27 protein-coding genes and 4 tRNA genes are annotated in these 26,009 nt (G+C 53.2%); 17 read left to right on the forward strand and 14 right to left on the reverse strand.

Annotated elements, in window-relative coordinates:
- Positions 1 to 184: 184 nt before the first annotated feature.
- Positions 185 to 952, reverse strand: coding sequence for a DODA-type extradiol aromatic ring-opening family dioxygenase (locus tag ACIGCM_RS18830; RefSeq protein ID WP_397503585.1), 768 nt, complete (start codon positions 950 to 952; stop codon positions 185 to 187).
- 207 nt (positions 953 to 1,159) lie between these two features.
- On the opposite strand from ACIGCM_RS18830, the gene ACIGCM_RS18835 reads away from it, so the two are divergent.
- Positions 1,160 to 1,810, forward strand: coding sequence for a thiopurine S-methyltransferase (locus ACIGCM_RS18835; protein ID WP_397503586.1), 651 nt, complete (start codon positions 1,160 to 1,162; stop codon positions 1,808 to 1,810).
- 24 nt (positions 1,811 to 1,834) lie between these two features.
- On the opposite strand, the gene ACIGCM_RS18840 is transcribed toward ACIGCM_RS18835, so the two are convergent.
- The 4 genes from ACIGCM_RS18840 to ACIGCM_RS18855 form a co-directional block, all read right to left on the reverse strand.
- Positions 1,835 to 2,221, reverse strand: a complete 387-nt coding sequence (locus tag ACIGCM_RS18840; RefSeq protein WP_397503587.1) for a transcriptional regulator — start codon at positions 2,219 to 2,221, stop codon at positions 1,835 to 1,837.
- Positions 2,222 to 2,395: 174 nt separating this feature from the next.
- Positions 2,396 to 3,268, reverse strand: coding sequence for a protease HtpX (htpX, locus tag ACIGCM_RS18845; RefSeq protein WP_397503588.1), 873 nt, complete (start codon positions 3,266 to 3,268; stop codon positions 2,396 to 2,398).
- Between the two features lie 88 nt (positions 3,269 to 3,356).
- Positions 3,357 to 3,809, reverse strand: coding sequence for a hypothetical protein (locus tag ACIGCM_RS18850; protein ID WP_397503589.1), 453 nt, complete (start codon positions 3,807 to 3,809; stop codon positions 3,357 to 3,359).
- 73 nt (positions 3,810 to 3,882) lie between these two features.
- On the reverse strand, positions 3,883 to 5,094 hold the full coding sequence (locus ACIGCM_RS18855) for a pyridoxal phosphate-dependent aminotransferase (RefSeq protein WP_397503590.1): 1,212 nt from the start codon (positions 5,092 to 5,094) through the stop codon (positions 3,883 to 3,885).
- Positions 5,095 to 5,396: 302 nt separating this feature from the next.
- On the opposite strand from ACIGCM_RS18855, the gene ACIGCM_RS18860 reads away from it, so the two are divergent.
- Both ACIGCM_RS18860 and ACIGCM_RS18865 read left to right on the forward strand, forming a co-directional pair.
- Positions 5,397 to 5,882 carry a glutathione peroxidase gene (locus tag ACIGCM_RS18860; RefSeq protein ID WP_397503591.1) on the forward strand — a complete coding sequence of 162 codons (486 nt, stop codon included), beginning with the start codon at positions 5,397 to 5,399 and terminating at the stop codon, positions 5,880 to 5,882.
- Entirely contained in the window at positions 5,879 to 6,340 is a 462-nt protein-coding gene (locus ACIGCM_RS18865) for a MarR family winged helix-turn-helix transcriptional regulator (RefSeq protein WP_397503592.1), read from the forward strand. The genes ACIGCM_RS18860 and ACIGCM_RS18865 overlap by 4 nt, the downstream gene beginning before the upstream one ends.
- On the opposite strand, the gene ACIGCM_RS18870 is transcribed toward ACIGCM_RS18865, so the two are convergent.
- Positions 6,324 to 8,639 (reverse strand): ATP-binding protein, encoded by a 2,316-nt coding sequence (locus ACIGCM_RS18870; RefSeq protein ID WP_397503593.1) that lies wholly within the window; start codon positions 8,637 to 8,639, stop codon positions 6,324 to 6,326. The two genes, ACIGCM_RS18865 and ACIGCM_RS18870, sit on opposite strands and share 17 nt — an antisense overlap.
- Before the next feature lie 305 nt (positions 8,640 to 8,944).
- Between ACIGCM_RS18870 and ACIGCM_RS18875 the strand changes: the two genes are divergently transcribed.
- Both ACIGCM_RS18875 and ACIGCM_RS18880 read left to right on the forward strand, forming a co-directional pair.
- Complete coding sequence (locus ACIGCM_RS18875; RefSeq protein ID WP_397503594.1) at positions 8,945 to 9,838, forward strand: ATP-binding protein; 894 nt, start codon at positions 8,945 to 8,947, stop codon at positions 9,836 to 9,838.
- On the forward strand, positions 9,831 to 10,313 hold the full coding sequence (locus ACIGCM_RS18880; protein ID WP_397503595.1) for a GAF domain-containing protein: 483 nt from the start codon (positions 9,831 to 9,833) through the stop codon (positions 10,311 to 10,313). Before ACIGCM_RS18875 ends, ACIGCM_RS18880 begins: the two co-directional genes overlap by 8 nt.
- 64 nt (positions 10,314 to 10,377) lie before the next feature.
- Here ACIGCM_RS18880 and ACIGCM_RS18885 read toward each other — a convergent pair whose 3' ends face one another.
- Together ACIGCM_RS18885 and ACIGCM_RS18890 are read right to left on the reverse strand one after the other, a co-directional pair.
- Positions 10,378 to 11,052 (reverse strand): glutathione S-transferase family protein, encoded by a 675-nt coding sequence (locus tag ACIGCM_RS18885; RefSeq protein WP_397503596.1) that lies wholly within the window; start codon positions 11,050 to 11,052, stop codon positions 10,378 to 10,380.
- Positions 11,053 to 11,092: 40 nt separating this feature from the next.
- The gene (locus tag ACIGCM_RS18890) at positions 11,093 to 11,863 is read right to left on the reverse strand and encodes a hypothetical protein (protein WP_397503597.1); all 771 of its coding nucleotides are present in this window, start codon (positions 11,861 to 11,863) and stop codon (positions 11,093 to 11,095) included.
- Positions 11,864 to 12,085: 222 nt separating this feature from the next.
- On the opposite strand from ACIGCM_RS18890, the gene ACIGCM_RS18895 reads away from it, so the two are divergent.
- The 4 genes from ACIGCM_RS18895 (at position 12,086) to ACIGCM_RS18910 (ending at position 12,532) form a co-directional block, all read left to right on the forward strand.
- A tRNA-Glu gene (locus ACIGCM_RS18895) sits at positions 12,086 to 12,161 on the forward strand.
- A gap of 31 nt (positions 12,162 to 12,192) precedes the next feature.
- Positions 12,193 to 12,268: transfer RNA gene (locus tag ACIGCM_RS18900), tRNA-Gly, on the forward strand.
- 74 nt (positions 12,269 to 12,342) lie between these two features.
- Positions 12,343 to 12,418, forward strand: a tRNA-Glu gene (locus ACIGCM_RS18905).
- Between the two features lie 38 nt (positions 12,419 to 12,456).
- Positions 12,457 to 12,532: transfer RNA gene (locus tag ACIGCM_RS18910), tRNA-Gly, on the forward strand.
- A gap of 241 nt (positions 12,533 to 12,773) precedes the next feature.
- Here ACIGCM_RS18910 and ACIGCM_RS18915 read toward each other — a convergent pair.
- Complete coding sequence (locus tag ACIGCM_RS18915) at positions 12,774 to 13,187, reverse strand: PA2817 family protein (protein WP_397503598.1); 414 nt, start codon at positions 13,185 to 13,187, stop codon at positions 12,774 to 12,776.
- Between the two features lie 77 nt (positions 13,188 to 13,264).
- Complete coding sequence (locus ACIGCM_RS18920; protein ID WP_397503599.1) at positions 13,265 to 15,712, reverse strand: acyl-CoA dehydrogenase; 2,448 nt, start codon at positions 15,710 to 15,712, stop codon at positions 13,265 to 13,267.
- A gap of 162 nt (positions 15,713 to 15,874) precedes the next feature.
- Here ACIGCM_RS18920 and ACIGCM_RS18925 point away from each other — a divergent pair, with 162 nt between their 5' ends.
- The 3 genes from ACIGCM_RS18925 to ACIGCM_RS18935 all read left to right on the forward strand — a co-directional run bounded on the left by ACIGCM_RS18925 (position 15,875) and on the right by ACIGCM_RS18935 (position 18,468).
- A complete protein-coding gene (locus tag ACIGCM_RS18925) occupies positions 15,875 to 16,534 on the forward strand; it encodes a transglutaminase family protein (RefSeq protein ID WP_397503600.1) in 660 nt (219 codons plus the stop codon).
- 210 nt (positions 16,535 to 16,744) lie between these two features.
- Positions 16,745 to 17,677 carry an ABC transporter ATP-binding protein gene (locus ACIGCM_RS18930; protein WP_397503601.1) on the forward strand — a complete coding sequence of 311 codons (933 nt, stop codon included), beginning with the start codon at positions 16,745 to 16,747 and terminating at the stop codon, positions 17,675 to 17,677.
- Positions 17,674 to 18,468: an ABC transporter permease gene (locus ACIGCM_RS18935; protein WP_397503602.1), complete on the forward strand. Its 795-nt coding sequence runs from the start codon at positions 17,674 to 17,676 to the stop codon at positions 18,466 to 18,468. The genes ACIGCM_RS18930 and ACIGCM_RS18935 overlap by 4 nt, the downstream gene beginning before the upstream one ends.
- A gap of 141 nt (positions 18,469 to 18,609) precedes the next feature.
- Here the strand turns inward: ACIGCM_RS18935 and ACIGCM_RS18940 are convergent, their stop codons facing one another.
- Positions 18,610 to 19,614, reverse strand: a complete 1,005-nt coding sequence (locus ACIGCM_RS18940) for an NADP-dependent oxidoreductase (protein WP_397503603.1) — start codon at positions 19,612 to 19,614, stop codon at positions 18,610 to 18,612.
- Positions 19,615 to 19,843: 229 nt separating this feature from the next.
- Here ACIGCM_RS18940 and ACIGCM_RS18945 point away from each other — a divergent pair, with 229 nt between their 5' ends.
- Positions 19,844 to 20,605 (forward strand): SDR family oxidoreductase, encoded by a 762-nt coding sequence (locus ACIGCM_RS18945; RefSeq protein WP_397503604.1) that lies wholly within the window; start codon positions 19,844 to 19,846, stop codon positions 20,603 to 20,605.
- Between the two features lie 93 nt (positions 20,606 to 20,698).
- Here the strand turns inward: ACIGCM_RS18945 and ACIGCM_RS18950 are convergent, their stop codons facing one another.
- The 3 genes from ACIGCM_RS18950 to ACIGCM_RS18960 form a co-directional block, all read right to left on the reverse strand.
- Complete coding sequence (locus tag ACIGCM_RS18950) at positions 20,699 to 21,892, reverse strand: benzoate/H(+) symporter BenE family transporter (RefSeq protein ID WP_397503605.1); 1,194 nt, start codon at positions 21,890 to 21,892, stop codon at positions 20,699 to 20,701.
- Positions 21,892 to 22,503, reverse strand: coding sequence for a LysE family translocator (locus tag ACIGCM_RS18955; RefSeq protein ID WP_397503606.1), 612 nt, complete (start codon positions 22,501 to 22,503; stop codon positions 21,892 to 21,894). Before ACIGCM_RS18955 ends, ACIGCM_RS18950 begins: the two co-directional genes overlap by 1 nt.
- A gap of 114 nt (positions 22,504 to 22,617) precedes the next feature.
- On the reverse strand, positions 22,618 to 23,052 hold the full coding sequence (locus ACIGCM_RS18960; RefSeq protein ID WP_397503607.1) for a MarR family winged helix-turn-helix transcriptional regulator: 435 nt from the start codon (positions 23,050 to 23,052) through the stop codon (positions 22,618 to 22,620).
- 81 nt (positions 23,053 to 23,133) lie between these two features.
- Between ACIGCM_RS18960 and ACIGCM_RS18965 the strand changes: the two genes are divergently transcribed.
- The 4 genes from ACIGCM_RS18965 (at position 23,134) to ACIGCM_RS18980 (ending at position 26,006) form a co-directional block, all read left to right on the forward strand.
- Positions 23,134 to 24,300: a PLP-dependent aminotransferase family protein gene (locus ACIGCM_RS18965; protein ID WP_397503608.1), complete on the forward strand. Its 1,167-nt coding sequence runs from the start codon at positions 23,134 to 23,136 to the stop codon at positions 24,298 to 24,300.
- 80 nt (positions 24,301 to 24,380) lie between these two features.
- Positions 24,381 to 24,983, forward strand: a complete 603-nt coding sequence (locus ACIGCM_RS18970; protein ID WP_397503609.1) for a glutathione S-transferase family protein — start codon at positions 24,381 to 24,383, stop codon at positions 24,981 to 24,983.
- Between the two features lie 90 nt (positions 24,984 to 25,073).
- Positions 25,074 to 25,427 (forward strand): hypothetical protein, encoded by a 354-nt coding sequence (locus ACIGCM_RS18975; RefSeq protein ID WP_397503610.1) that lies wholly within the window; start codon positions 25,074 to 25,076, stop codon positions 25,425 to 25,427.
- A 90-nt stretch (positions 25,428 to 25,517) separates the two neighbouring features.
- Positions 25,518 to 26,006 (forward strand): plastocyanin/azurin family copper-binding protein, encoded by a 489-nt coding sequence (locus ACIGCM_RS18980; protein ID WP_397503611.1) that lies wholly within the window; start codon positions 25,518 to 25,520, stop codon positions 26,004 to 26,006.
- The last annotated feature ends 3 nt before the right edge of the window (positions 26,007 to 26,009 follow it).

The raw sequence follows: 26,009 nt of genomic DNA on the forward strand, positions 1-26,009 counted from the left end.
GACCAATGCTAAACCGCTCATGGTGATGGTCTCCGAAAATAAAACACCCTGCGAAAGCGTAGCCCTCGCAAGGTGTCGGGGTGACCATCTCATTAGGCCGCTTAGCGGCCTTTTTTATGGGTTGCGAATCGGTTGGTTAAGGTTCTTTACTTGGGTTTTTGGGCTGTGTTGCTGTGTAAGCGTGTTAATCGAAGCGGTAAATATCCATACCCAATGCGCCTAATGTAAAACCGCTATGCGCAACACTAAAGTCTGAGCCTGCGCCATAGGCAAAGAACAAAGGTAGCAGGTGTTCATCACTTGGATGATTGCGCGCTGCAAAGGGCGCTAGTTCACGGTAGTTGAACAGAGCGCTTGTATCGTCGTTGCGCAGTGCATTAACAATCCAGTCGCGAAAGGCTTGTGCCCATGGCTGTGCATTGCCATGAGTTGCCTGCCAGTCGAGTTCGCGCAGGTTATGGGTGATGCTGCCTGAGCCTATCAGTAAGTAGCCTTGGGCCCGCAATTGGCTCAGTGCTTTACCGATGCGATGTTGCATGGCTGGACCCTGTTGGCTGGGCAGGGATACCTGGACCACCGCAATAGTCGCTTGGGGATACATGAGTGACAGCGGCACCCAAGTGCCGTGATCGAAAGGCCTGTTGGCGTCAGCTTTGGCGGCTAGGCCCTGTTCATTGAGTAGCGCAATAACTTGACTCGCCAGCGCTGGGTCACCAGGCGCCGGGTAGTTTACTTGGTACAACGCCGCAGGAAATCCACCAAAGTCGTGCCATGTGCTTGGCTGCTCAGCGCTGCTGACCCGTAACTCATCTGACTCCCAGTGTGCAGACATCAGGATAATGCCCTTAGGCGTTTCCATTTCTGCCGCTAACTTGCGCAGGGCAGGGCCGCTAGAGCCTGGCTCAAGTGCGAGCATAGGTGAGCCATGGGAAATATAGAGGCTGGGGAGCATGACGAGTCCTGATTAAATGCGTACGCGGTTGAGGGATGCTTCCATTATTTGATCAATCTAGCCCTGCATCAAACGCTAATAATCGTATCAACATATCAATTTAATCGATATTGCCAGCGTGTCTGCTGCGCATGCTGCCATGGTTTTTGCTCTGGCTTTGAGCGAAGATGTTCTACTACATAAATAATGATGCGATGAGGGAAGGCAATGCAGGCAGATTTTTGGCAAAGCCGCTGGGAAAACAATGAAATTGGTTTCCACGCGAAACAGGTCAACAGCTACTTGCAGGACAATTGGGCTGCACTCGGTTTGCAGGCGGGCGATCAAGTTTTCGTGCCTTTGTGTGGTAAGTCCTTAGATTTGACCTGGCTGGCAGCACAAGGGCTGCGAGTGACGGGCGTCGAGCTGTCACAAATCGCTGTCGAGGCTTTTTTTGCTGAGCAGCAACTGGAACCTAAAGTGAATCAGGAAGGCGCTTTCAAGGTCTATCGCGCTGGCTCTGTTGAGATTTACTGTGGTGATTTCTTTCAGTTTGACGGGGCCCTGCTTGAAGGCTGCAAGGGCTTTTATGATCGAGCCGCACTCATCGCCTTGCCCGCCGAAATGCGTGCGCGCTATGTGCAGCAGTTGCAGGCTATCTTGCCGATGGGTTGCCAGGGCATTTTAGTCACGTTGATTTACGACCAAGCGAAGATGGACGGCCCACCATTCTGTGTGACTGATGATGAAGTGGCCCAGTTGTTCGGGGCGGGCTGGAACTGCCAGCATCTACGAACCGAGGATGCCTTCAACAAGCGCTTCGCCGACCGTGGCCTTAAAACGCTTGAAGAGTCAGTGTATCGGTTGCGCCGATGCTGATTGACAGTGGTCAAGCAAGGCAGCTTAGGTTGCCTTAACTGCGAGTTTGTCAAAGACTTCGGGCACCAGTGCACTCAGTCCTTCGCGATCAAGTATTTCGCGAGGGTGTTGCTCGCCGGGGAAGCTGCTGTCGATCATGTTCAGTAGCTGCAAGCCGCGATCAGTGAGTACAAAATTCTCGCCATTTCCCCCTTCTGCCTCGGGGCGCGGGGCGATGAAGTCGGCTTTAAGCAGCAGGGCTTCGTAATCGCAGGCCTGTGCTTTAAGGTCGTCTTCATTGATATGGCTAGCGCCTGCGCTTTGCTCCTCTTCAGCAAGTTGCACCGCGTACTTGCGTGGGTTGAAGCGTTCGTTGGCTGAATCCTGCGCATGTTGCAGCAAGCGTTCAATTAGATCCCAGTTGTACTTCATGGTCGTACTCCTGCTTTAACGTGTGGGTGCAACAGGCTGCGTAAAATACGGCCTGTATTATTATCGACCCCCGCGTCTGGCGGATGTTCAGTTGCATGGCAGCTTGGATGCTTTAAGAGGGCGGCAGGCATTAAAAAGGCGACCCTGAGGTCGCCTTGATAAGCGTTGTGGCGTTTAGCTGCGTTGGCGCAGTGCTTCAATGCGTACTTCAAGTGGTGGGTGGCTCATCAGCAAGCCCGCCAGACCGTTTTTCAAGCCGCCATTGATGCCGAAAGCGGCGAGGGTGCTCGGCATCTCCACCGGTACGCCTTGCTCTGAGCGCAGGCGCTGCAGGGCTGCAATCATCGAGTTTGTACCGGCCAGCTTGGCACCCGCTTCATCTGCCCTGAACTCACGCTTACGCGAGAACCACATGACGATGATGCTGGCGAGAATACCCAGAACCAACTCTGCAAATATGGTCGCCACGAAATAACCGATACCTGGACCATTTTCATTCTTGAGGATGGCCTTGTCGACGAAGTTGCCGAAGATTCGCGCAAAGAACATCACGAAGGTGTTCACCACGCCCTGAATCAAGGCCAGGGTCACCATGTCGCCATTGGCAACGTGACCGATTTCATGGGCCAGTACGGCTTTTACTTCATCAGGCGAGAAGCGCTCAAGCAGGCCTTGGCTGACGGCGACTAAGGCGTCGTTCTTATTCCAGCCCGTGGCGAATGCATTGGACTCATAGGCTGGGAAAATACCCACCTCGGGCATTTTAATCCCTGCTTCGCGTGACAGTTCTTCAACCGTCTGCAGCAACCACTGCTCGTGACGTGTACGCGGTTGGCTGATGATTTGCGTGCCGGTGCTCATCTTCGCCATCCACTTGGAGAGGAACAGCGAAATGATCGAGCCAGCAAAACCAAATACCGCACAGAAAGCCAACAAACTGCCATAGTTTTGACCGGTGTAGCGGTCTACTCCAAGCAGCTTCAAGGTGATGCTTGCTATCAGCAGCACAGCCATGTTGGTGGCTAGAAATAAGAAAATGCGTTTCATTTTTTGAAACTACTCCTCAAGGGAAAGGTGTACACGGTATGCAGGCTATATAAGGCCGCTGGCGTCTGGCTTCAACCGGGCGACTATTTCAAGCTGTTTCGTTATCGTTGCCCTGGCTACTGGTAAAGAGTAGACGGGCTAAGTGAGCGAGTTGCTCGCTGTTTTGTTGGGAGATTGCTTGGCGTAGTTGAAAAGCCAGAGTTGAATGGACGCGGCGCACGCTGGGTGGCAAGGCTGGATCATTGCTCAGTGGGTAAGAAATACTGCGCGATAGACGTAAAAAACCTTTCTCAGTGAGTACTGCCTGATCAAGTGCGTCATAAGCAATGGTTGATTCAAAACGGATATAGCCTTCTTCGGCCAACCAAAGTTGTGTGCCAAGGCAGCTCTGATGGCGGGTACTGGGCAAGCCAAATTCATCGGGCTCTTCGCGTCCAATCAAGTCTTCAACATACAGACCGATTTTGCGCGGGAATGCTTGGTAAAGCATAAGCAGTCCGGCTGCTGCATCTTTATAAAAATCGTCGATTTGCAGGTCCATAAGTGTTGGCGCCGATGATTGTCAAAAGGTCAGCAGGCTGATTGCGCCGGCCAAGCCGGCGCTACAGTGTTTGCTATTGGTTGTAACCCTTGAGGAAGCTGCCAATGCGGCCAATGGCTTGTTCAAGTTCGTCTACCCGTGGCAGCGTTACTACGCGAAAGTGATCAGGCCACGGCCAGTTGAACGCCGTGCCCTGGACGATCAAGAGCTTTTCCGAGAGCAGTAAATCCAGGACGAATTTCTCATCGTTATGGATCGGACAGATTTTGGGGTCGATTTTGGGGAATGCGTAAAGCGCGCCCATGGGTTTTACGCAGCTAACCCCTGGAATATCGTTGAGCAGCTCCCAGGTGCGGTTGCGTTGTTCCAGCAAGCGGCCGTTAGGTAGCACCAGATCGTTAATGCTCTGATAACCACCGAGCGCAGTTTGAATGGCATGTTGGCTTGGTACATTGGCGCACAAGCGCATATTGGCCAGAATGTCGATCCCTTCGATGTAGCTGCGGGCGCGGTGTTTAGGCCCAGAGATTGCCACCCAGCCGGAGCGGAATCCGGCAACACGGTAGGATTTCGACAGGCCGTTAAAGGTCAGGCATAGCACGTCTGGTGCTAACGAGGCGGTGCAGATGTGTTTGGCATCGTCGTAAAGAATTTTGTCGTAGATTTCATCCGAGAACAGCACCAGGTTGTGCTGACGGGCCAACTCTACAATGTCCATCAACACTTCTTTGGAGTAGACCGCACCCGTTGGGTTATTCGGGTTGATTAACACCAGGGCTTTGGTATTCGGCGTGATTTTGGCGCGGATATCGGCTACATCAGGAAACCAGCCGGCTTGCTCGTCACACAAGTAATGCACCGGCTTGCCGCCTGATAGCGCTACAGAGGCCGTCCAGAGGGGATAGTCAGGTGCAGGGATCAGCACTTCATCGCCGTTGTTCAGCAGCGCCTGCATGGCCATTACAATCAGCTCGGAAACGCCATTGCCGAGGTAGATATCCTCGATGCCAATACCTTCAACATTCATCTGCTGGTAGTACTGCATCACCGCTTTACGGGCGCTGAACAAGCCTTTTGAGTCGCTGTAACCTTGTGCTGTCGGCAAATTGCGGATTACGTCTTGGAGAATTTCTTCAGGGGCTTCAAAACCGAAAGGCGCAGGGTTGCCGATGTTCAGCTTGAGGATGCGATGGCCTTCTTCCTCAAGGCGCTTGGCATGCTTGAGCACTGGGCCTCGAATGTCGTAGCAGACGTTGGCGAGCTTGTTCGATTTGCTGACCTGCATGTGAAGTGATCCTGAAGTAAAAAAACTAATCCCGCGGGCAAGTAGGCGGCTGCACCATGACATTGTGCAGCAGGGCGGAATGATACGTTGCAGGTCGATTCACGCAAAGTGACCTGACCGGCTTTTTTCGCTGCTTGAAGGTAAAAAATAATACGCAAATGAGCCCTTTGAGCCGGCTTTGTGGCGTGTGACTGTATGGGTTCGTGTTGTGTTTGAGGTATCACTGCGGTGTATTTAAATTGTGTGCAATTAAATTGCGAGCTATCTTTATTCCATCTTTCCGTGAATACAGAGCGAATACCGTGGCTGACGCATTATTTGATATCCCCTGTACCACCATCAGTGGTGAGCAAAAGACCCTTGCAGATTTTTCAGGTAAGGCGGTTTTAGTGGTCAATACTGCCAGCAAGTGTGGATTCACCCCGCAATACAAGGGGCTTGAAGCGCTTTGGCAGGCCTACAAAGACCAAGGCTTGGTTATCTTGGGCTTTCCCTGCAACCAGTTCGGTAAGCAAGAGCCGGGCAATGAGCAAGATATCTCGCAGTTCTGCGAGCTTAATTTCGGGGTGAGTTTCCCGTTGTTTAAGAAAGTAGATGTCAACGGCAGTGACGCGCATCCATTGTTTGTCTCACTTAAGGCGCGCGCACCGGGTTTGCTCGGCAGCAAAGGCATCAAGTGGAACTTCACCAAGTTCTTGCTCAGTGCCGACGGCAAGCAGGTTAAACGCTTTGCGCCAACCACTAAGCCGCAAGACCTGACTAACGAGATTGAAGCACTGTTGAAATGAAACCTGAAGTTTCCCTGCAGCTAGACGATCAGTTGTGTTTCAAGCTGTATGCTGCTTCGCGGGCCGTGGTTCGGGCCTATAAGCCGATGCTGGACCAGTTGGGGCTGACATACCCGCAATACCTGGTGATGTTGGTGCTGTGGGAGTGGCATCAGGTGGCGCCCGCACAAGCCACGGTGAAGGCATTGGGCGCGCGCTTACTTCTTGATTCAGGCACTTTGACGCCGCTGCTTAAGCGCCTTGAGCAACAAGGTTTGTTGATTCGTCAGCGCTCGATTCGCGATGAGCGGGCCGTGAATCTGCAGCTCACAGAACCAGGCGTGCAACTGCGTGGGCGAGCCGTGCCACTCAAGGCCCAGTTGATCTGTGAGTCGGGGGCAGATTTAAACGAGTTGGATGAGTTGCGCGCCCAAGTCGGTGGGCTGCTTGAACGCATCAAACCTATGCTCGATTATTGAGTCCGTTCTCAAGAACAGTGACCAGTTCTTCGCGGGTGAAGGGTTTGGCTAGATAGTCACTCATGCCTGCGGCTTGACAGCGCTGGCGTTCATCGGTCAGCGCATTGGCAGTAAGGGCGATGATCGGCAGGTTGACGTATTCACCACTTTGACGGATGCGTCGGCTGGCCTCATAGCCATCCATGATCGGCATATTGCAGTCCATGAGGACAATGTCGATGGGGTGTTCGCTCAGCGCCTTAAGGGCCTGTTCGCCATCGTTGGTGATGATTACCTTATAGCCGAGTTTTATCAGCATGCCTTTGGCAACGAGTTGATTAACCGGATTGTCTTCAACCAGCAGTACGCAGGCCTTGTAGTCCGTTTCGTCGGGCTGTTTGAGGTGGTTTTTCAATGTTTTTGGCTGAGCGCTGAAGTGCCGTTCCAGAGCGTGACGCAAAACTTTTTGCGACAGCGGGCGAGCCAGTTGCTCAAGGGGTGCCAGCGATTTCGCTTGTTCGGGTGCAAGGAAGCTGCCGTAGGCCGTGACCAGCAGGATGGGTGCCTGACAGTTTAAACGCGTGCTGTACAGGCATTCAGGGCAGTCACTGATGATGATATCGGGTGTCTGCCCCAGTAGACTGGCGTCTGTGTCCAGTCGTTGATATTCAAACCCCCAATGCGGCAGTAGATCCTTGAGTATTTCATTGAGGCCAGAGCTGATAGAGGTCAGTCCAATCACTTTGCCGCTAAGGGGTTGCAAAACAACTGCTGGGGAGGCGCTTTTGAGGGGCAAAGTGGCCGTGAACTCTGAGCCGAAGCCTAATTTTGAGCGCACGCTGAGTTGGCCCTGCATGATTTCGCACAGATGGCGGCTCAAGGCCAAACCCAGACCCGTGCCACCATACTGACGGGTAATGCCCGCGTCAGCTTGGGTGAACGGCTCGAAGATCAACTCATAGGCGTCTTCAGTGATACCAATCCCGGTATCGCGAACGGTAATCTCAAGGCTGTCACCTGCGGATCTGACACGTACATCAACCCGGCCAAAGCGGGTGAATTTCAGTGCGTTTGAGATCAGGTTGCTAATCACCTGGCCGATACGTGTGGGGTCGCCAAGCACTTTATCCGGAAGCTGTGGGTCAATCAGGCAGGTCAACTCGACCCCGGGGCTGGCATTTTGTGAGAGTAGGCTGGCGGTGTCTTCAGCCAGCGCTCTCAGGTCAAATTCAATATGTTCAAGTTGTAGCTGGCCAGACTCAAATTTAGACAAGTCGAGAATGTCATTGAGTAAATCGACCAGCACTTTTCCAGAGTGATGAGCAATGCTCAGTTGTTGCTGCTGTTCGCTGTTGGACGGGGCATCAAGTGCCAGCGAAAGCATGCCCAGCAAACCATTGAGCGGTGTGCGTATTTCATGGCTCATATTGGCTAGAAAGGTTGCACGGCTGTGGGCGGATTGCAGGGCTTGTTGCTGGGCATGTTCGAGCTCGTGATTAGACTTGAGCAAGCGTTCGTTGGTGGCTTTGAGTTCTGTGGTGCGCTGCGCCACAGCGGTTTCGAGCGCCTGCAGTGACAGGTTGAGACGCTGCTCCGCATTTTGACGCTGCTTGATCTCATCATCGATGCTGATGAGTTGCTGATTGGCGACCGTGACCAGGGTGCCAATCTCATCGTGTTCATGGCCTGCTGGGCAGAGCAGTAAAGCTTCGTCAGGTTTGTTCAGGTTGCGCGCACTGAGGGCTCTGACAACCTCGATAAGAGGCTTGGTTAGCATGAAATAAAACAACACCAACAGAATCAGCGAGAGCAGCAGCGTGCGGGCGAAGCCAGTCACAATGGTCAGCATTGAACGGCGTAGAAAGTTACTGCCAAATGCGTAAGTGTCGACTTCAATGCGCAGTGCTCCGAGGTTTTCCTCTGGCGCTCGATCGATCATCAGCACGCGTTCAAATTGTCGGCGCTCGCCAAATAATGAGTCGCTGATAAAGCGATATCGGCTAGCACTGGCGGGGCGTGAGGCCTGGGCCATGGTGCTGCGGTCAGCCGCAATGATGCTCGCGTCTATGACAGCGGGTGAGCGCAATAAACCAACGACCAGTTCTTGCGCCAATTCAGCATCGAGGTTGTAGGCAATGCGTGAGGCCGGGTTGTAGCTGGTGTCGAGTAACGCCTGAATTTCTCGGTCAATGGAGGCGTCTTCACTGACATAATCGATTCCCACCTGAATAATGCTCAGTACCGTGCCAAGAATAAACGCAACCAGTACTGTCAGGCTGGCTTGTTTATAAGAGAGGCGGTGGGTTAACGATATTTCCATAAGTGCTGGAGGCCTGTTGGTTTCAGCGGGGAAGCATAGCTGATCTTGGGGTGGGGTTGGCAGGTTGAGTTTATCGGCTATTGCGCCAGCCCTACAGTGGCGTGTATCGCAGCTTTTAGCTTTCGAAATAGCCAGTCTGGCGGGTAAACTGGCTCATTCAGTCGTGTGGACAGTAGGGCTTCGCAAGGGCGACTTGGTTGAGGGCATCGCACTTTCATATGCAAAATGCCTCTGGATGATTGCGAAGCCAATAGCCCTCTACACGAAGGCAAAAATGTTAACTGCCAAACCCAGGAGTGTGAGTTGTGGATTCGCGGATAATTGATTTTATACAGCGTGCTGAGGTTGTTCTGGCGCGGTTGGAGCCACTGTTGCCAGCGGAGCCTGTGGTTATTAACTGGCAAGAGAGCTTGGCGGCACGCTGGCAGCGAGAGGGCCGTAGTGGCTTTTTACAGCCACTTAAGGTCAGTCTGGACCTTAACCTCACGGATTTGATTGGTGTTGACGCCCAGCGTGAACAATTGTCGCGTAACACCACTCAGTTTGTTCGCGGTTTACCGGCAAACCATGCGTTGCTGTGGGGGGCGAGGGGAACCGGTAAATCATCTTTGGTTCGCGCGCTATTGGCTGCTCATGCGGATAGCGGTTTGCGCTTGATTGAAATTGAGCGTGACTATCTAGCGGATTTGCCTCGGGTCGTTGAGTTGTTGTCGGGCCTGCCGCAGCGGTTCATTTTGTTCTGTGATGACCTGTCGTTTGACGCCGGTGAAGGTGATTACCGCATCCTCAAAAGCGTGCTCGATGGTTCGTTGGAGCGTGCGCCGGATAATGTCTTGCTTTACGCGACATCTAATCGTCGTCACTTGGTGCCGGAAAAAGAAAGCGATAATCAAAACTTCAAGATGGTCGACGGTGAGCTGCACCCCAGTGAGGCGGTGGAAGACAAGATCGCCTTATCTGACCGTTTTGGGCTGTGGCTTTCCTTCTACCCGTTCACTCAGGAGCATTATCTGAATGTGGTTCGCCACTGGGTGACCACTCAGGCCACTGCTGCAGGATTGCAATGGGTCTGGGATGAATCCTTGGAAAAAGCCGCCATTCGCTGGGCTACGGGGCGTGGTAATCGTAATGGGCGCTGTGCTTATCAGTTTGCTCGTTATTGGGTTGGGCTTCAGCTTTTAGAGCGTGCAAATGATTGAGTTAGAGAGCGCCGTTGCAGGCGCTGAAGAGTATCCAATGCTGGTTGCGCAGCTTGAGTCCTTGTTGGCTGATGAGCGTGATTTCATCGCCAATGCTGCGCAGTTTTCGGCATTTTTGTTTCAGCAGCTGCCTGCGCTGAACTGGGCGGGGTTCTATCTGGCCAGAGGCGGTGAGTTGGTACTTGGGCCGTTTCAAGGCAAGGTAGCCTGTGTGCGTATTCCATTTGGGCGTGGTGTCTGTGGTGCCGCGGCACAAAGCCTGCAAACTCAACGTATCGAGGATGTTCATGCCTTTGCCGGGCATATTGCGTGCGACAGTGCGTCAAACAGCGAGTTGGTGGTGCCATTGCTGAAGGCTGGCCAGTTAATCGGTGTACTGGACTTGGATAGCCCGCAAGTCGGACGCTTTAGCGCTGCCGATCAGGCGGGCGTCGAACAAATGGTCGAGGTGTTTTTACGGCTTACTGATTGCTGAGTAGAGCGAGCGCACTGGTGGACACACGCGTATTGTCCACCAATTGCGTGCGCATTGCGGTGCCTTACTGCTGCGCGGCTTTGCTGGCCATTTTGGACAGCATAGCGTGCTCACCAACCAACACTGCCTGGAGCGAGTCTCGCGAGTGAATGCGCTTGCAGTGAGCTGCCAGTTTAGGCCAGCGGCCAGCGTCGATGCACTCATCGCCGTGTTGCATATTGACCCATTGGCTGGCGATTGCCAGATCCGCGAGCGTCAGTGAGTCGCCAACAAAGTAGTCATTGTCAGCAAGTTGGCTTTCCAGGTAATCGAAATGCGGTGGCAGCTTTTCGGTTAGGGTTGCGGCTACTTCAACCTCATCGCTGGCCTTGCCCATTGAGGTTTTCAATACGCGATTGCGGAATATGCAAAAGGTGCTCAGTGGCGCAATCTCGTAGTCGGCGTATTTTTCAAGCCAGCGTACACGTGCCCGTTGCTCAGGCGTGTTGCCGAGCAGGGGTGTGAGGTCTGGATATTGTTCCTCAATGTACTGACAGATCACGCTGGAGTCAGCGAGGTTGAGGTCGCCGTCTTTAAAGGCAGGGATGCGGCCCAGCGGGTTGAGTTCTTTGTACCAGTCGGGTTGTTTGCCGAATGGCAGAATCATCTCAAGGTCATAATCGAGGCCTTTTTCCGCCAGCAATACGCGAACTTTGCGTACGTAAGGTGAGAGTGGGGCACCATATACGATCATGCTCATTGGATCTCCTTAGATTTTAGCCGCCGTCTTTTATGTCGGCTTAGTCGTAAATATTCTTTTTCTTCCAGTCTTCGTCGCTGCCCACGCTTTCCAGGCCTTGGGTTAGCTCGCTGTCAGTTTCAGCAGCTGCTGGCGCTTGGTTAAGTACGAGGTTGTTAGCGATCTCAAGTTGCTCTTGGAACGTCTTGAGTGTGGCGCTATAGCGCGCAGAGTCGTTTTGCTTGCGCAGGTACTGTACCCCGCGCTCAAAGGCTAGGCGGGCCTGTCCAGGCTGATTCTGCTGCATGGCGCGTTGCCCCATATTGCTAAAGTACTCGATATGCAATTGGGTAAGCAGAGTCGGGATGTGCTGTAGCCATTGTTTGGCCTCAGCGGCAGCTAATGTTCCATCCTGCCCAGCGCGGGTTATTTGGCTGTGAAGGTTTTCTAAAATAAAGCGTGTTTGCTTGGCTTGCTGCTCGGTAAGAATCTTTACTGGCGCATTTTTAACTGGAATCGACTCGCCCTGAGCAATTAACTGCTTGAGCGTGGCAATGGATTCTTTGAGGGTACTATTGGCTTTGTCTGTTGCGAGTAGCCGCTCACTGTAGCGTACTTGAATTTGTGCCAGTATTAGCTTGAGGTTGGGTGACATCAGCTGGCCAGGCATGGACTCAGACACTTCAGCACAGCGCCGTACACGGTCATTGAGCTCGGCCTTGAGTCGGGCTTTCTCAAGTTTGCTGTTTTCAACGGCATGGTTGATATAGGCAATCACCAGTAAAAGGCCGATGCCACCAACTATTAACAGGGTAATCACGAGCGGGGACATCTATACAACCTCTCGAGCTCTTGGTTTTCTGCGAGTGTAGTGCGTTAAGCGATTGGCTGATAGCACAGTCGTATCTTTTGGTTTGAAGTCGTTGATTTTAAAATATTTTTACACAGAGGTTGACGGCCAGCCAAAGGCTCCATAGAATGCGCGCCACTTCTTAGCGCAATGTTAGATAGCAAAGCACAAGAAGCCGGAGAAAAGTTGTATGTTCCGGGCTGCGTCCCCTTCGTCTAGTGGCCTAGGACACCGCCCTTTCACGGCGGTAACAGGGGTTCGAGTCCCCTAGGGGACGCCACTTTTAAAAAGTGGCGTTGCAGATGTAAAATGCGGGAATAGCTCAGTTGGTAGAGCACGACCTTGCCAAGGTCGGGGTCGCGAGTTCGAGTCTCGTTTCCCGCTCCAGTTTCAAATGTGTTGCCCGGCAGGCAGCGCAATGGCTAGCCAGAGTTAACTCAGGTTGGCGTGAAAAGTTCCAGGTCCCCTTCGTCTAGTGGCCTAGGACACCGCCCTTTCACGGCGGTAACAGGGGTTCGAGTCCCCTAGGGGACGCCATTTTGTTGTAAGCGCTTCGTAAGGAGCGTGTTGTAAATGCGGGAATAGCTCAGTTGGTAGAGCACGACCTTGCCAAGGTCGGGGTCGCGAGTTCGAGTCTCGTTTCCCGCTCCAAATAAACAAAAAAGCCGCTCTATGAGCGGCTTTTTTGTGCCTGAAATTTGAGCTTGATCATAGCTCGATGGTGGACAAGCTTCGCGTTGTCACACCCTAAGACAGCATACGCTGCGTAGGGGATGACGCTTTTTCATCCACCATTTGCACCCATGAACATTCTGTTTATTGGTTGAACCATGATCGCTACACGGGGCGTCGTGCTCCCAAAACAGGGGGGTTGCCTGCCCGCGCCTTGGCTTTAGTGCTTGCTGTTGGTTTCGGGTGACAGTGCGAGCAAGCGCTTTTCTTGATTCCAGTCGAACGGCTCGTCGTTTTCCATGGCTTCGAAGCGGCGCTCATCGAGCGTCTGGAACATGTCAATTTCTTCATCGGGCATAAAATGCAAACAGTCCCCACCAAAGAACCACAGCAGGTCACGAGGGACTAAATGGGCAATTTGTGGGTAGCGATGGAAGATCTGACTGATCAAATCCTGACCCAGGTAAAGGCTGCTCTCGGTATCGACCGGGAGCAGGGCTATCAGCTCGTCGTAGCGCTCGATAAACAGCGCGTGGCTATCGTCGAGAATCTGCTCGGCTTCACCCAAGGCGACCAAAATACCGCGCAGTTGGGTGAGCAGGGCGAGGTGGTGATCAAGGTGGCTGCTGGACATAACGATAATCCTGAAAGTAAAACGGGCGCCGGAGTATAAAGCTCCGCGCGCCCGCTGTCCTGTTGATGGGTGTTGTCTTATCTGGTTTTGCCGCGACTTAGCTTGAGTTCGTCTTTGCTGAAGTCGTCGACATCAATTACCACACGGCGAGCAGCTTCAGCTTGTTGCAGGCTTGCTGCCTCTTCGGCTGAAAGTACCCCAGCAGCCAGTGCCGTCTCGATGAGGGTTTGGCCTGGCACTTCATGAACCTCTCCAGATTTTTCTGCTTTATGCAGTTTCTTCTGCAAGGGTTTGGCTTGCTCTAGCAGGTCCATGGCTCGTTGCAGCGCCGCTACCGGGTCCTTATCACCTGCTGGACGGTAGCAACCGGTCAGGATTTCTTCGAGTCCTGCATCGCCTTTGTTGCGGCCTATGATCTCGGCAATTTCTGCGTCCAGCTCATCGCTTGGGCCACGATGACGACGCCCCAGTGGGAAAACCAGCACCCGCAGCGCGCAGCCGAGGAATTTGTTCGGGAAGTTGCAGAGCAGGTCATCCATGGCTTCTTCAGCCTTGCTCAGGCTTTCTTCCATTGCCCAGCGCAGCATGGGTTTGGAGTGGGCCGAGTAATCAAGGTCATGATAGCGCTTGAGCGCGGCCGATCCGAGATACAGGTTGCTCAGAACATCGCCAAGGCGTGCTGAAAGGCGCTCGCGGCGTTTCAACTCACCACCAAGCAACATCATGCTCATATCTGCGAGCATGGCAAAGGCAGCCGACAAGCGATTGAGTGCGCGGTAGTAGGGCTGGCTGAGATTGTCGCCTGGCACGGAGCCAAGGCGGTTGAGGGTTAGGCTCAGCACCAAGGTGCTGGCGGCATTGCTAATGGCAAAGCCGATGTGCTGCATCAGCAACTCGTCAAACTCGATTAGCGCCTGATCTTTATCCTCGCGATTGGCCAACGCCATCTCTTTGAGTACATATGGATGGCAGCGGATGGCTCCCTGACCGAAGATCATCAGGTTCCGCGAAAGAATATTCGCGCCTTCAACCGTAATGAAGATCGGTGCACCTTGCCACGAGCGCCCCAGGTAGTTGTTGGGGCCCATGATGATGCCTTTACCGCCATGTACGTCCATGGCATCGCTGATGCATTCACGGCCACGTTCGGTAAGGTGATACTTGAGAATGGCCGACAGTACTGAAGGTTTTTCACCTAGATCAACGGCGTTGGCGGTGAGAATACGTGCGCTGTCCATCATCCAGGCGTTGCCGCCAATGCGCGCCATTGCCTCTTGAATGCCTTCAAAGGCCGAAAGCGGCACATTGAATTGCTCACGCACCTGGCTGTATTGCCCGGTCACCAGGCTGGTGAATTTGGCGGCGCCGGTGCCCACCGCGGGTAGCGAGATAGAACGGCCCACCGAGAGGCAGTTCATCAGCATCATCCAGCCTTTGCCGAGCATTTCTTGCCCGCCAATCAGGAACTCCAGCGGGATGAACACATCTTTACCCGAGTTCGGCCCATTCATAAATGCCGCGCCAAGAGGGTAGTGACGGCGGCCAATCTCTACGCCAGCGGTATCAGTTGGCACCAATGCCAGGCTGATGCCGAGGTCTTCTTCTTCGCCCAGCAAATGGTCTGGATCGTAGGCTTTAAACGCCAGGCCGAGCAAAGTGGCCACAGGGCCCAGGGTGATATAGCGCTTTTCCCAGGTCAGGCGCAGGCCAATCACTTCCTGACCTTGCCATTCGCCTTTACAAATAATGCCCGTGTCGGGCATTGCACCCGCATCGGAACCAGCCAGTGGGCCGGTCAGGGCGAAGCAAGGGATATCTTCGCCGCTGGCTAAGCGCGGCAAGTAATGATTACGTTGTTCGTCAGTGCCATAGTGCAGTAGCAACTCGGCAGGGCCGAGTGAGTTGGGCACCATTACAGTCGATGCGAGGTCACCGCTACGGGTTGCGAGCTTCATCGCAACTTGGGAGTGGGCATAGGCTGAAAAGCCCTTGCCGCCGTATTCTTTCGGGATGATCAGGGCAAAAAAGCCATGATCTTTGATGTGCTTCCAGGCCTTTTCTGGCAAGTCCATCTGCTGGCCAATTTCCCAGTCAGTGACCATGGCGCAGAGTTCTTCCGTCGGCCCATCAAGGAAGGCTTGTTCTTCTTCGCTCAAGACTGCTTTGGGGTAAGCCAGCAGTTTGTCCCAGTCCGGACGGCCACTGAATAATTCGCCATCCCACCAAACGGTGCCAGCTTCGATCGCGTCGCGCTCGGTTTCCGACATGGGCGGCAATACTTTCTGGAACCAAGCAAACAGCGGTGCGCTAAATACTTTGCGGCGTAAGTCGGGCAGAGCAAGTGGCACTGCGATAGCAAGGAGGATTAGCCAAAGCACCGTCATAAGCACGCCGTGGGCATGGCTGAAAGCGCCCATGGCCAACAGGTAAACGGCCACGCACGCCAGAGCGGGGATCGGTGAGATGCGGCGATGCGCTAAATACGCGACACCCACCACTAAAACAATTAACCAGACTGCTAGCATTTAACGTCCTCCATGATGACGGCAATTTAAAATTGAGCGTCTTGAGCTTAGTCGTCATCCGTCAATAGATGGCGACAAGGGCGGTGAGCTTGGCGGTTATGTCGTTACATCGGCGCATACAGCGCAGTTAAACTGAGCTAACTAAGCCATGGGAAGACGCCGATGAACCAATACTTAAAAGCCAATCGCTTCATCGATAGTGACCACCCTACGCTAATTGAGTTCGCAGATCATGCCCGAGGTGCAACATCTGATTTGCGCCAGCAAGCCGTCAATTTGTATTACGCGGTGCGTGATGGCATTCGTTACAACCCTTATACCTTTAGCCGCGACCCCGAAACCTTGAAGGCAAGCTATGCGCTAGAAACTCGGGAAAGCTACTGCGTGCCAAAAGCTGCCTTGCTCGCAGCCTGCGCCAGGCACTGTAATATTCCGGCGCGCATTGGCTTGGCTGATGTTCGCAATCATCTGTCGACCCCACGCTTGCTTGAGCTTTTGCGCAGCGATGTTTTTGCCATGCACGGCTATACCGAGTTGTACCTAGAAGGGCGCTGGGTAAAAGCCACACCGGCTTTTAATATCGAGTTGTGTGAGGTATTTGCTGTTGCGCCGCTTGAGTTCGATGGCGTCAGTGACAGTGTCTTTCACCCCTATAACCAGCAGGGTGAGCGCTACATGGAGTATTTGGCCGACCACGGTCAGTTTGCGGATGTGCCCGAAGCGTTGTTTTTTACGCATCTGGCAAGCATGTATCCGCATCTTTTTGCGCAGGACGCCATGCAAATGCGCGGCGACATGCATGCAGAGGCTAAGCAGACCTAGCCAATATGAAGCACAGTGATAGTCACCATCAGGCCAAGGGTCTTCCTTCTTTGGTTGGCAATGCTAGTCTGTGAGCTCGCAAATTTATTTCATTAAATTTCGACTGTTGTGTGAGCGCAAGCTTTAGCGCGTTAAACTGATTAACAGTCGCATCACAGCGCTGTTTATATCTTTTTATTCACTTTTTATTTTTAGGTGCGTGCATTCTTTATGACTACCGCTCTGTCCATTCGGCAGCTTACTAAAACCTATAGCAATGGCTTTCAAGCACTTTACGGCATTGATCTTGATGTTGCTGAAGGTGATTTCTATGCCTTGCTCGGCCCAAATGGGGCTGGCAAGTCCACAACGATCGGCATTCTTTCGACGCTGGTGAATAAATCCAGCGGCAAGGTCAATGTGTTTGGCTTTGACCTCGATGAAAACCCGGCTGCGCTCAAGCGTTGCATTGGCGTGGTACCGCAGGAATTCAACTTCAACCAGTTCGAGAAAGTCTTCGACATCGTTGTTACCCAGGCGGGTTACTACGGTATTCCTGCGCGTATCGCCAAGGAGCGAGCCGAGCACTACCTCAAGCAGCTTGGTTTGTGGGAGAAGCGTGATGTCGCCTCGCGCGAGCTGTCGGGAGGGATGAAGCGCCGCTTGATGATTGCCCGAGCCTTGGTTCATGAGCCACGTTTGTTAATACTCGATGAACCAACCGCGGGTGTTGATATTGAATTGCGCCGCTCAATGTGGAGCTTTTTAACCAAGCTGAACGAGCAGGGCATTACGATCATTCTGACTACGCACTACCTCGAAGAGGCTGAGCAGTTGTGTCGCAATATCGGCATTATCGATCACGGTCGTATCGTCGAAAACACCAGCATGCGAGAGCTGCTGCAAACCCTGCATGTTGAAACATTCCTGCTTGATCTGAGCGCATCGCTGCTGGTTGAGCCAGAGCTTGATGGCTATCCGGTCAAGCTGGTTGATCACCACACCCTGGAGGTGCAGGTCGACAAAGAACAAGGTGTGACCGAACTGTTTCGTCAACTGGCTGAGCAGAATATCGAAGTCAGCAGTATGCGCAATAAGAGCAATCGACTTGAGGAGTTGTTCGTCAACCTGGTCGAGAAAAACCTGACCAAGGGGGCTGTATGAGTAAGGAACATCTCAACTCGGAATTTGCCGCCAACATGGTTGCCTTGCGTACCATCGTTTACCGTGAAGTGCGCCGTTTCACGCGCATCTGGCCTCAAACCTTGCTGCCCCCTGCGATCACTATGGTTCTGTACTTTGTAATCTTTGGCAATTTGATTGGCCGGCAGATTGGCGACATGGGCGGCTTTACTTACATGCAGTACATCGTGCCCGGTTTGATCATGATGTCGGTGATTACCAACTCCTATGGCAACGTGGTGTCGAGTTTCTTTGGCAGTAAGTTCCAGCGCTCAATCGAAGAATTGATGGTGTCTCCGGTTTCACCGCACATTATTCTCATCGGCTATGTCACTGGTGGTGTGCTGCGCGGTTTGGCCGTGGGCTTTATTGTGACGCTGTTGTCGCTGTTTTTCACCGATTTGCAGGTTCATCACTTAGGCCTGACGGTGCTTGTGGTGCTGCTCACTGCGACGATTTTTTCGTTGGGTGGCTTCGTCAATGCGGTGTTTGCCCGCAACTTTGATGATATCTCGATCATCCCAACTTTCGTGCTAACGCCACTGACGTATCTGGGAGGGGTGTTCTACTCGATCAACCTATTGCCACCGTTCTGGCAAAGCGTGTCAATGGCTAACCCAGTGCTGCATATGGTTAATGCTTTCCGTTACGGCATTCTCGGCGTTTCAGATATTCGAATCAGCGTGGCTGTAACCTTTATGTTGATAGCAACAGCTGTGCTCTATCTGGTTTGCGTACGCCTGCTGGTCAGTGGTCGTGGCATGCGCCAGTAAGCCTTCAAGGGTATAAGTCGCGCTGAAAAAAAAGCGGCGCTTGGTGAGTTCATCAAGCGCCGCTTTTTTTGGCAGTTATTTCTGCTTGCATGACGGCTAAAACACTTCGCGTTGGCCTGCCTGCACGGGCATCAACAGTGCTTAGACTTTAAGTACCAGTTTGCCAAAGTTTTCACCGCTGAATAACTTGAGCAGCGTTTCCGGAAAGGTTTCCAGACCGTCGACAATGTCTTCTTTTGACTTCAGTTTGCCATTGGCCATCCAGCCACCCATTTCTTTGGCTGCGTCGGCAAACTGGCTGGCGTAGTCCATGACTACAAAGCCCTCCATGCGGGCGCGATTGACCAGCAACGACAGATAGTTAGCTGGCCCTTTGACCGCTTCTTTGTTGTTGTACTGACTGATAGCACCACAAATGACGATGCGCGCCTTTGGCGCGATACGGGTGAGGGCTGCATCGAGGATGTCGCCACCGACATTGTCAAAGAACACGTCGATGCCTTTCGGACATTCTCGCTTGAGGCCCGCCAACAGGTCTTCGTTCTTGTAGTCAATTGCGGCGTCAAAACCGAGTTCGTCGACCAGTAATTTGCATTTTTTCTCGCCACCGGCGATGCCGACAACCCGGCAGCCCTTGATCTTGGCAATTTGCCCGACAATGCTGCCTACTGCACCTGCCGCGCCAGAGATCACCACTGTCTCGCCCGCCTTGGGTGCGCCTACATCAAGCAAAGCAAAGTAGGCGGTCATGCCCGTCATCCCAAGTGCCGATAGATACAACGGCAATGGTGCGCGGCTTGGGTCCACTTTGTAAAAGCCACGTGGTTCGCCGACAAAGTAGTCCTGCACGCCGATGGCGCCATTGACGTGATTGCCGACTGCAAAGTTCGGGTTGTTCGAGGCAATGACCTCTCCCACACCCAAGGCGCGCATCACTTCACCTAACCCCACCGGTGGAATGTAGGACTTGGCATCGTTCATCCAGCCGCGCATGGCTGGGTCGAGCGAGAGGAAAGCATTCTTGACTACGATCTGACCTTCGCCGGGTTCAGCAAGTGGGCTTTCAACAAAACTGAAGGTATCGCGTGTAGGTACGCCTACTGGGCGTTGGGCAAGTAGAAACTGGCGATTGATTTGTACGGTCATGACAAGTACTCGTTGATCGAAACCTAAGGTGATAGCGCGTCAACTGCCAATGAGCAACCGAAGCGTGAAAATAGAATGTGGGCTGATTTATCTAAGTGATAGTGGGCGTTGCAGTTTAATCACTGCTCTCGATTGAGCGACCATGCTGGATTGAATAGTGCTGCCCGCACTCTGGCTTCCCTGACTAGACTCGCCCATCGACACATCTTGAATTCAGAGGAGTACATACATGGGCTTGGGCTTTAGGGGTGAGGTTGCGTTGGTTACGGGTGGGGCTGCTGGTATTGGCCGTGCAACGGCGCTGGCGTTTGCTGAGCAAGGGCTGAAGGTCGTGGTTTCTGATGTCGATACCGCAGGTGGCGAAGCTACGGTTGAGTTGATTTGTGGGGTTGGCGGTGAAGCGGTCTTCATTGCTTGCAACGTAACCCAGGACGCTGAAGTGGGCGCATTGATGGCGCAGATTGTTAAGTGCTATGGCCGCCTTGATTACGCATTCAATAATGCCGGTATTGAGATTGAGCAAGGCAAGCTAGCCGACGGCAGCGAGCAGGAATTTGATGCGATTATGGGCGTCAACGTCAAAGGTGTCTGGTTGTGCATGAAGCACCAGATTCCCTTGCTACTGGCACAAGGCGGGGGTGCAATCGTCAACACCGCATCGGTGGCAGGGCTTGGTGCCGCACCGAAGATGAGTATTTACAGTGCGTCTAAACATGCCGTCATCGGTCTTACCAAGTCGGCTGCTGTGGAGTATGCGAAGAAAAAGATTCGGGTTAACGCCGTGTGCCCAGCCGTTATCGACACCGATATGTTCCGCCGTGCCTACGAGGCTGACCCGCGCAAGGCCGAGTTTGCCGCTGCGATGCACCCGGTAGGGCGTATCGGTAAGGTTGAAGAGATTGCCGCCGCAGTGCTTTATCTGTGTTGTGATGATGCGGGCTTTACCACCGGCCAGGCATTGGCCATCGATGGTGGGGCGACAGCAATCTAGCGCCCGATTAAGGCTGTAGCTGCTCAAAAAAATGGCGCTTTTATGCGCCATTTTTTACCTGTGAAACATCCTCAATTATCTGCACGCCGTTATCTACTCGGCTTTGCGCCAATTCAGAATAACCAGGGTCAGCAGACCGGCGACAATCCCCCAGAATGCCGAACCTATGGTGAATAGAGTCATGCCCGAGGCCGTCACTAAAAAGGTTATCAGCGCGGCTTCACGCTCTTTCGGCTCGCTCATGGCTTGGGTCAGTCCGCCAATGATTGACGCAAATAGCGCCAGCGCTGCAATGGAGAGGATCAGAGCTTTGGGCAGCGCTGCAAATAGCGCCGCCAAGGTCGCGCCAAAAATACCGGCGACGCCATAGAAAACCCCGCACCAGACTGCAGCGGTATAGCGTTTTTTCGGGTCTTCGTGGGCTTCAGGGCCGGCGCAAATAGCGGCGCTGATCGCGGCCATGTGAATACCGTGGGAGCCAAACGGTGCCAGCAAAATGGAGCAGATGCCGGTGACATTGAGTAGCGGAGAGGCGGGCACATCATAACCATTGGCGCGTAAAACTGCCATGCCTGGCAGGTTCTGCGAGGTCATCGCGACGATAAATAGCGGGATGCCAATACTGATTGCCGCAGCAATTGAGAAGCTCGGCGATGTCCAAACCGGGGTGGCCAGCTTGAGTTCAAAGTGGTCAAAGTTAAGCAGGCCAAAGACGCCGGCCAACAGGCAGCCGACAACAAGCGCGGCCAGCACTGCATAGCGCGGCAGCATGCGTTTACCCAGTAGATAAGCCAGTAGCATGGCTACTACCAAGACCGGTTGCTGCTCGGCGGCGACACAGATTTCCAAGCCAATTTTAAACAGTACGCCCGCCAACAGCGCCGCAGCGATTGAGCCGGGGATGCGACGCATGATGCGGTCAAAACTACCGGTTAAACCGCAGATAACAATTAAGCCTGAGCAAATGATATAAGCGCCGATTGCTTCACTGTAAGGCACCCCTGGTAGGCTGCTGATCAGTAGCGCTGCGCCTGGTGTGGACCACGCGATCATGACTGGAGCGCGGTAGCGCAACGACAAACCGATGCAGCACACTGCCATACCAATCGACAATGACCATATCCATGACGAGATTTGGCCGTTGCTCAAGCCTGCGGCCTGACCCGCCTGGAACATCAACACCAGAGACGAGGTGTAACCGGTGAGCATGGCAATAAAGCCCGCAACCACAGCGGCAGGCGAACTGTCCGCCAGCGGGCGTAGCCGGGCTTGGCTCGTGTGTGCCATCAAAAGACTCCTTTAACATCGACAACTATTGGATAAAGCGATGCGGCTAGCAACAGCGCCATACTGATATTGAATCCCCGCAGTACACGTGGATTGCTCAGCCAATTGCGCAAAAAGCTGCCAGCTGCAGTCCAAAGCCCGACGCTGGGGCAATTAACGACCGCAAACAACGCCGCAATGATCAACACGTTAACTGTGAAGTTTTCATGGGGTGTATAGGTGGTAATAGCGCCGATAGCCATTACCCAGGCTTTCGGATTGATCCACTGAAACGCTGCAGCTTGGATGAACGAAAATGGTTTTGCGCCCGACTTCTGGCCCTCAGGGCTGCCCGAATTGGCAATCTTCCACGCCAGATACAACAAATAAGCTGCCCCGGCATAACGCAGAACGTTATAGAGCACGGGTATTTGTTCAAACAACTGCCCCAAACCCAAGCCAACCGCAATGACCAGGAGCATGAAACCAATGCTAATGCCGAGCATGTGCGGCAGGCTGCGACGTATACCAAAGTTAACGCCGGAGGCGAGCATCATCATGTTGTTGGGCCCGGGGGTGACTGAGGTCACGAAGGCGAAGGCGATGAAGGCGACAAGCAACTCAGCGTTCATTGGGGAACTCGATTATTAACGTTATAAGGCCCAACAAAGCCTAAATCGTTAGCGTATCGGCGTCGCGGTACAGCAAGGCAGCAAAATCGCCGATACAGTCGGCATGAACCCGATTCAGCGGTGTTTGGCTAAAGCTTGGTTAACTTGCATCCAGGCATGCATGGCGTCATCACCTGTATCACCGAGGGCACGTTGCAGCATTTTCGCCTGCTCACGGCGCAGGGCCAATTCAAGCTTGGCCCCTTCCGCAGTGAAGGCCAGTAGGCGCTTGCGTTTATCGTCTACTGACGCCTGGCTTTCAACCAGGTGCATTTCGATCAATTGGCGTAGTGGAATATTCAGTGCTTGCTTGCTTACACCCAGGTAGTTGAGCAGTTCTTTCATGCTCAGGCCCGGGTACATGGCAATGAAAAATAGAATGCGGTGGTGCACACGAGACAACCCACGCCGCGCTAACATTTCATCTGCCTTGGAGGTAAACGCCTGATAGCCAAAGAAGAAAGCCTTCATGGCGGACTGCTGAGCGGTTAAATTTTTAAGGTCAAACATATTGACGTATCTGCATAGGTGGGCGTAATTTCGGTCAACAAGTTTGACTCACTTCCGAAAAATTATCACCTGGTGTAAACGATGGCCTTCTCTGAACGTATTGCCCGCCTGAAAAGCTCTTTGATTCGTGAAATTCTATCTGCGGCGCAGCGCCCTGAGGTGATGTCTTTCGCCGGTGGTTTACCCGCAGAACCCATGCTACCTAAAGTTGAGTGGGCACAAATGCCGACCAATATAGGCCAGTACGGCATGAGCGAAGGCGAGCCTGCATTGCGTGAAGTGATTGCCGCCGAGGCTCGCGCTCTGGGCGTGCCGTGCGATGCCAGCCAGGTGTTGATTGTCAGTGGTTCGCAGCAAACCCTGGACCTTGTCAGCAAACTGTTTATCGATCCGGGCACCGAGGTGTTGGTTGAGGCGCCAACTTATTTGGCAGCCCTTCAAGCCTTCCAGCTGTTCGGTGCAGATTGCATTGCTGTGCCGCAAGAGGCTGATGGCCCAGAGCTTGCCGCTCTGCGCCAACGTCTGGAAACCCATAAACCAGCCTTTGCATACCTGATTCCAACCTTCCAAAACCCATCAGCCGTGCGCTACAGCGAAGCTAAACGTGATGGGGTAGCTGCGCTGCTCGATGAGTTTGATGTGACCCTGATCGAGGACGAACCCTATCGCGAGCTGGTATTTGACGAGGGCAGTGCAACACCGATTGTCAGCCGTCTGCAAAAAGCCAGCTGGGTTTACACTGGCACCGTGTCGAAAACCTTGTTGCCGGGGTTGCGTGTAGGCTACTTGATTGCCACGCCCGACCTGTTCCCGCATCTGCTGCGACTCAAGCAGTCGGCCGATCTGCACACCAATCGTATTGGCCAGTGGCAAGCACTGCAGTGGCTGGGGAGCCAGCATTACCGTGACCATCTGGTGCAGCTACGTGAATTCTACCGTGTTCGCCGTGATGCAATGCAGGTGGCTTTGCTTGAACATTTTTCTGAGCTGGCAGACTGGGAAATACCACAGGGCGGTCTGTTCTTCTGGTTGACGCTTAAGCAGCCACTGGATACGCGTACATTGCTTGCTCCAGCGCTGGCGCAGAATATCGCGTTTATGCCGGGCGAACCGTTCTTTATCGACCCAGACCAACATCCGGGTCACCTACGCTTGAATTTCAGTCACGTAGGACCTGAGCGTCTAAGTGAAGGTTTGCAGCGTTTGGCAGAGGTGATTCGCGTCGCGCAAACCGCGGCTGCCGCCTAAACGAGCAGGTAGCGGCTCAAAATGTGGGTCAGTGATTGAGCATAGTGAGGCCAAGGCCTCTTGGTATCAGGAGCACAGCGATGTTGAAGGTTTACGGCGATTACCGTTCAGGAAACTGCTACAAAGTTAAGTTACTCCTTAATCTGCTGGCTATGCCTTATGAGTGGATCGCCATTGATATCCTCAAAGGTGAGACACAAACCGAGGCATTTTTAGCCAAAAACCCGAATGGCAAAATTCCGGTATTGGAACTTGAAGATGGCACCTGTCTTTGGGAGTCCAATGCGATTCTTAACTATCTGGCAGATGGCAGTGAGTATTTGCCAACTGAGCCGAGGCTTCGCACCCAAGTCCTGCAGTGGCAATTTTTTGAGCAATACAGCCATGAACCAAGCATCGCTGTGGCGCGCTTTATCCAGCTGTATCAAAACATGCCTGAGGAGCGCCTGGCTGAGTACCAACGTTGCCATGTGCTGGGCTACAAAGCGCTGAAAGTCATGGAAAAGCAGCTGCAGAGCACGCCTTATCTGGTTGGTGAGCAATATTCAATTGCTGATATTGCGCTCTATGCTTACACCCATGTGGCCGATGAAGGCGGTTTTGACCTCAGCGCATACCCCGCGATACGTATGTGGCTTGATCGTGTTGCAACTCAACCTGGGCATATCGGTATGCTTGATTGAAGCACGCTGAAATCAACTGGAGTTCAGCCCGGGAGGGTTTGCGGGCATAATTCCAGTTGATTCATTTCTCCAGCCCGGTTCTGTTTTTCCATGAGTAAAACGCTGCAATTGCTGATGATTTGCTTGTTGATGATCACACTGCCTGCACAAGGTATGGCGGTGATCAGTATGCAAAGCTGTGTATCGTCTGTTATTCAGCCAAAAGAACATGCATCGACTCCCGCTCATTGCGACAACCTGCAATCAAGCGCAGCGACTTTGCAGCAGCAGAACTACACGCCTTGTGTGCACTGTTCGATGTGCATGAGCGTCGTACTTCAAGTTGCACCCTTGCTCAAGGCGGGGCGTTTCAAAGCTCCGGCACAACCAACTCAGGTCAGTTCTTGGTTTATTGGTTATATCAGCGATATACCCGAGCGCCCCCCACGTAACAATCTCGCATAACCCGCACATCTACTGTTTTTTCTGGCTCAACAGAGCCATGTGTTGCCTTGGGCCTTCTACCGCTCAAGGTGGGATCTATTCGAGGTTTGTATGCGTTTTATCAAGATGCTTTTCAGCACCGTTGCACTGCTTTGCATGGTGGGAGCCAGTACTGCGCTGTCGGCGCATGAAAACGATTCAGTGGCTGGCGCCCATGCAGAGCAAATGCCATGGGGGATTGCCGGTGAGGCTGGTGAGGTCAGCCGTACTCTGGAGATACGTATGGGCGATGACATGCGCTTTCGCCCAAGCAGTTTGGGTTTCAAGGAGGGCGAGACGGTGAGGCTGGTGCTGCACAACGATGGAAAGTTGCTCCACGAGTATGTACTCGGCACCAAGCCTAGCCTTGAGGCACATGCGCAAATGATGCTCAAGCACCCGCAAATGGCACATCACGAAGCGTATATGACGCATGTTAAGCCGGGGCAGGCAGGAGAAATTATCTGGACGTTCAATCAGGCTGGGCGTTTTGATTTTGCCTGCTTGATTGCAGGGCATTATCAGGCCGGTATGGTGGGTAGTATCGAGGTCAGCCCTTAACCG

This window comes from Pseudomonas sp. NPDC078700 (assembly GCF_044542375.1).
Classification (GTDB): domain Bacteria; phylum Pseudomonadota; class Gammaproteobacteria; order Pseudomonadales; family Pseudomonadaceae; genus Aquipseudomonas.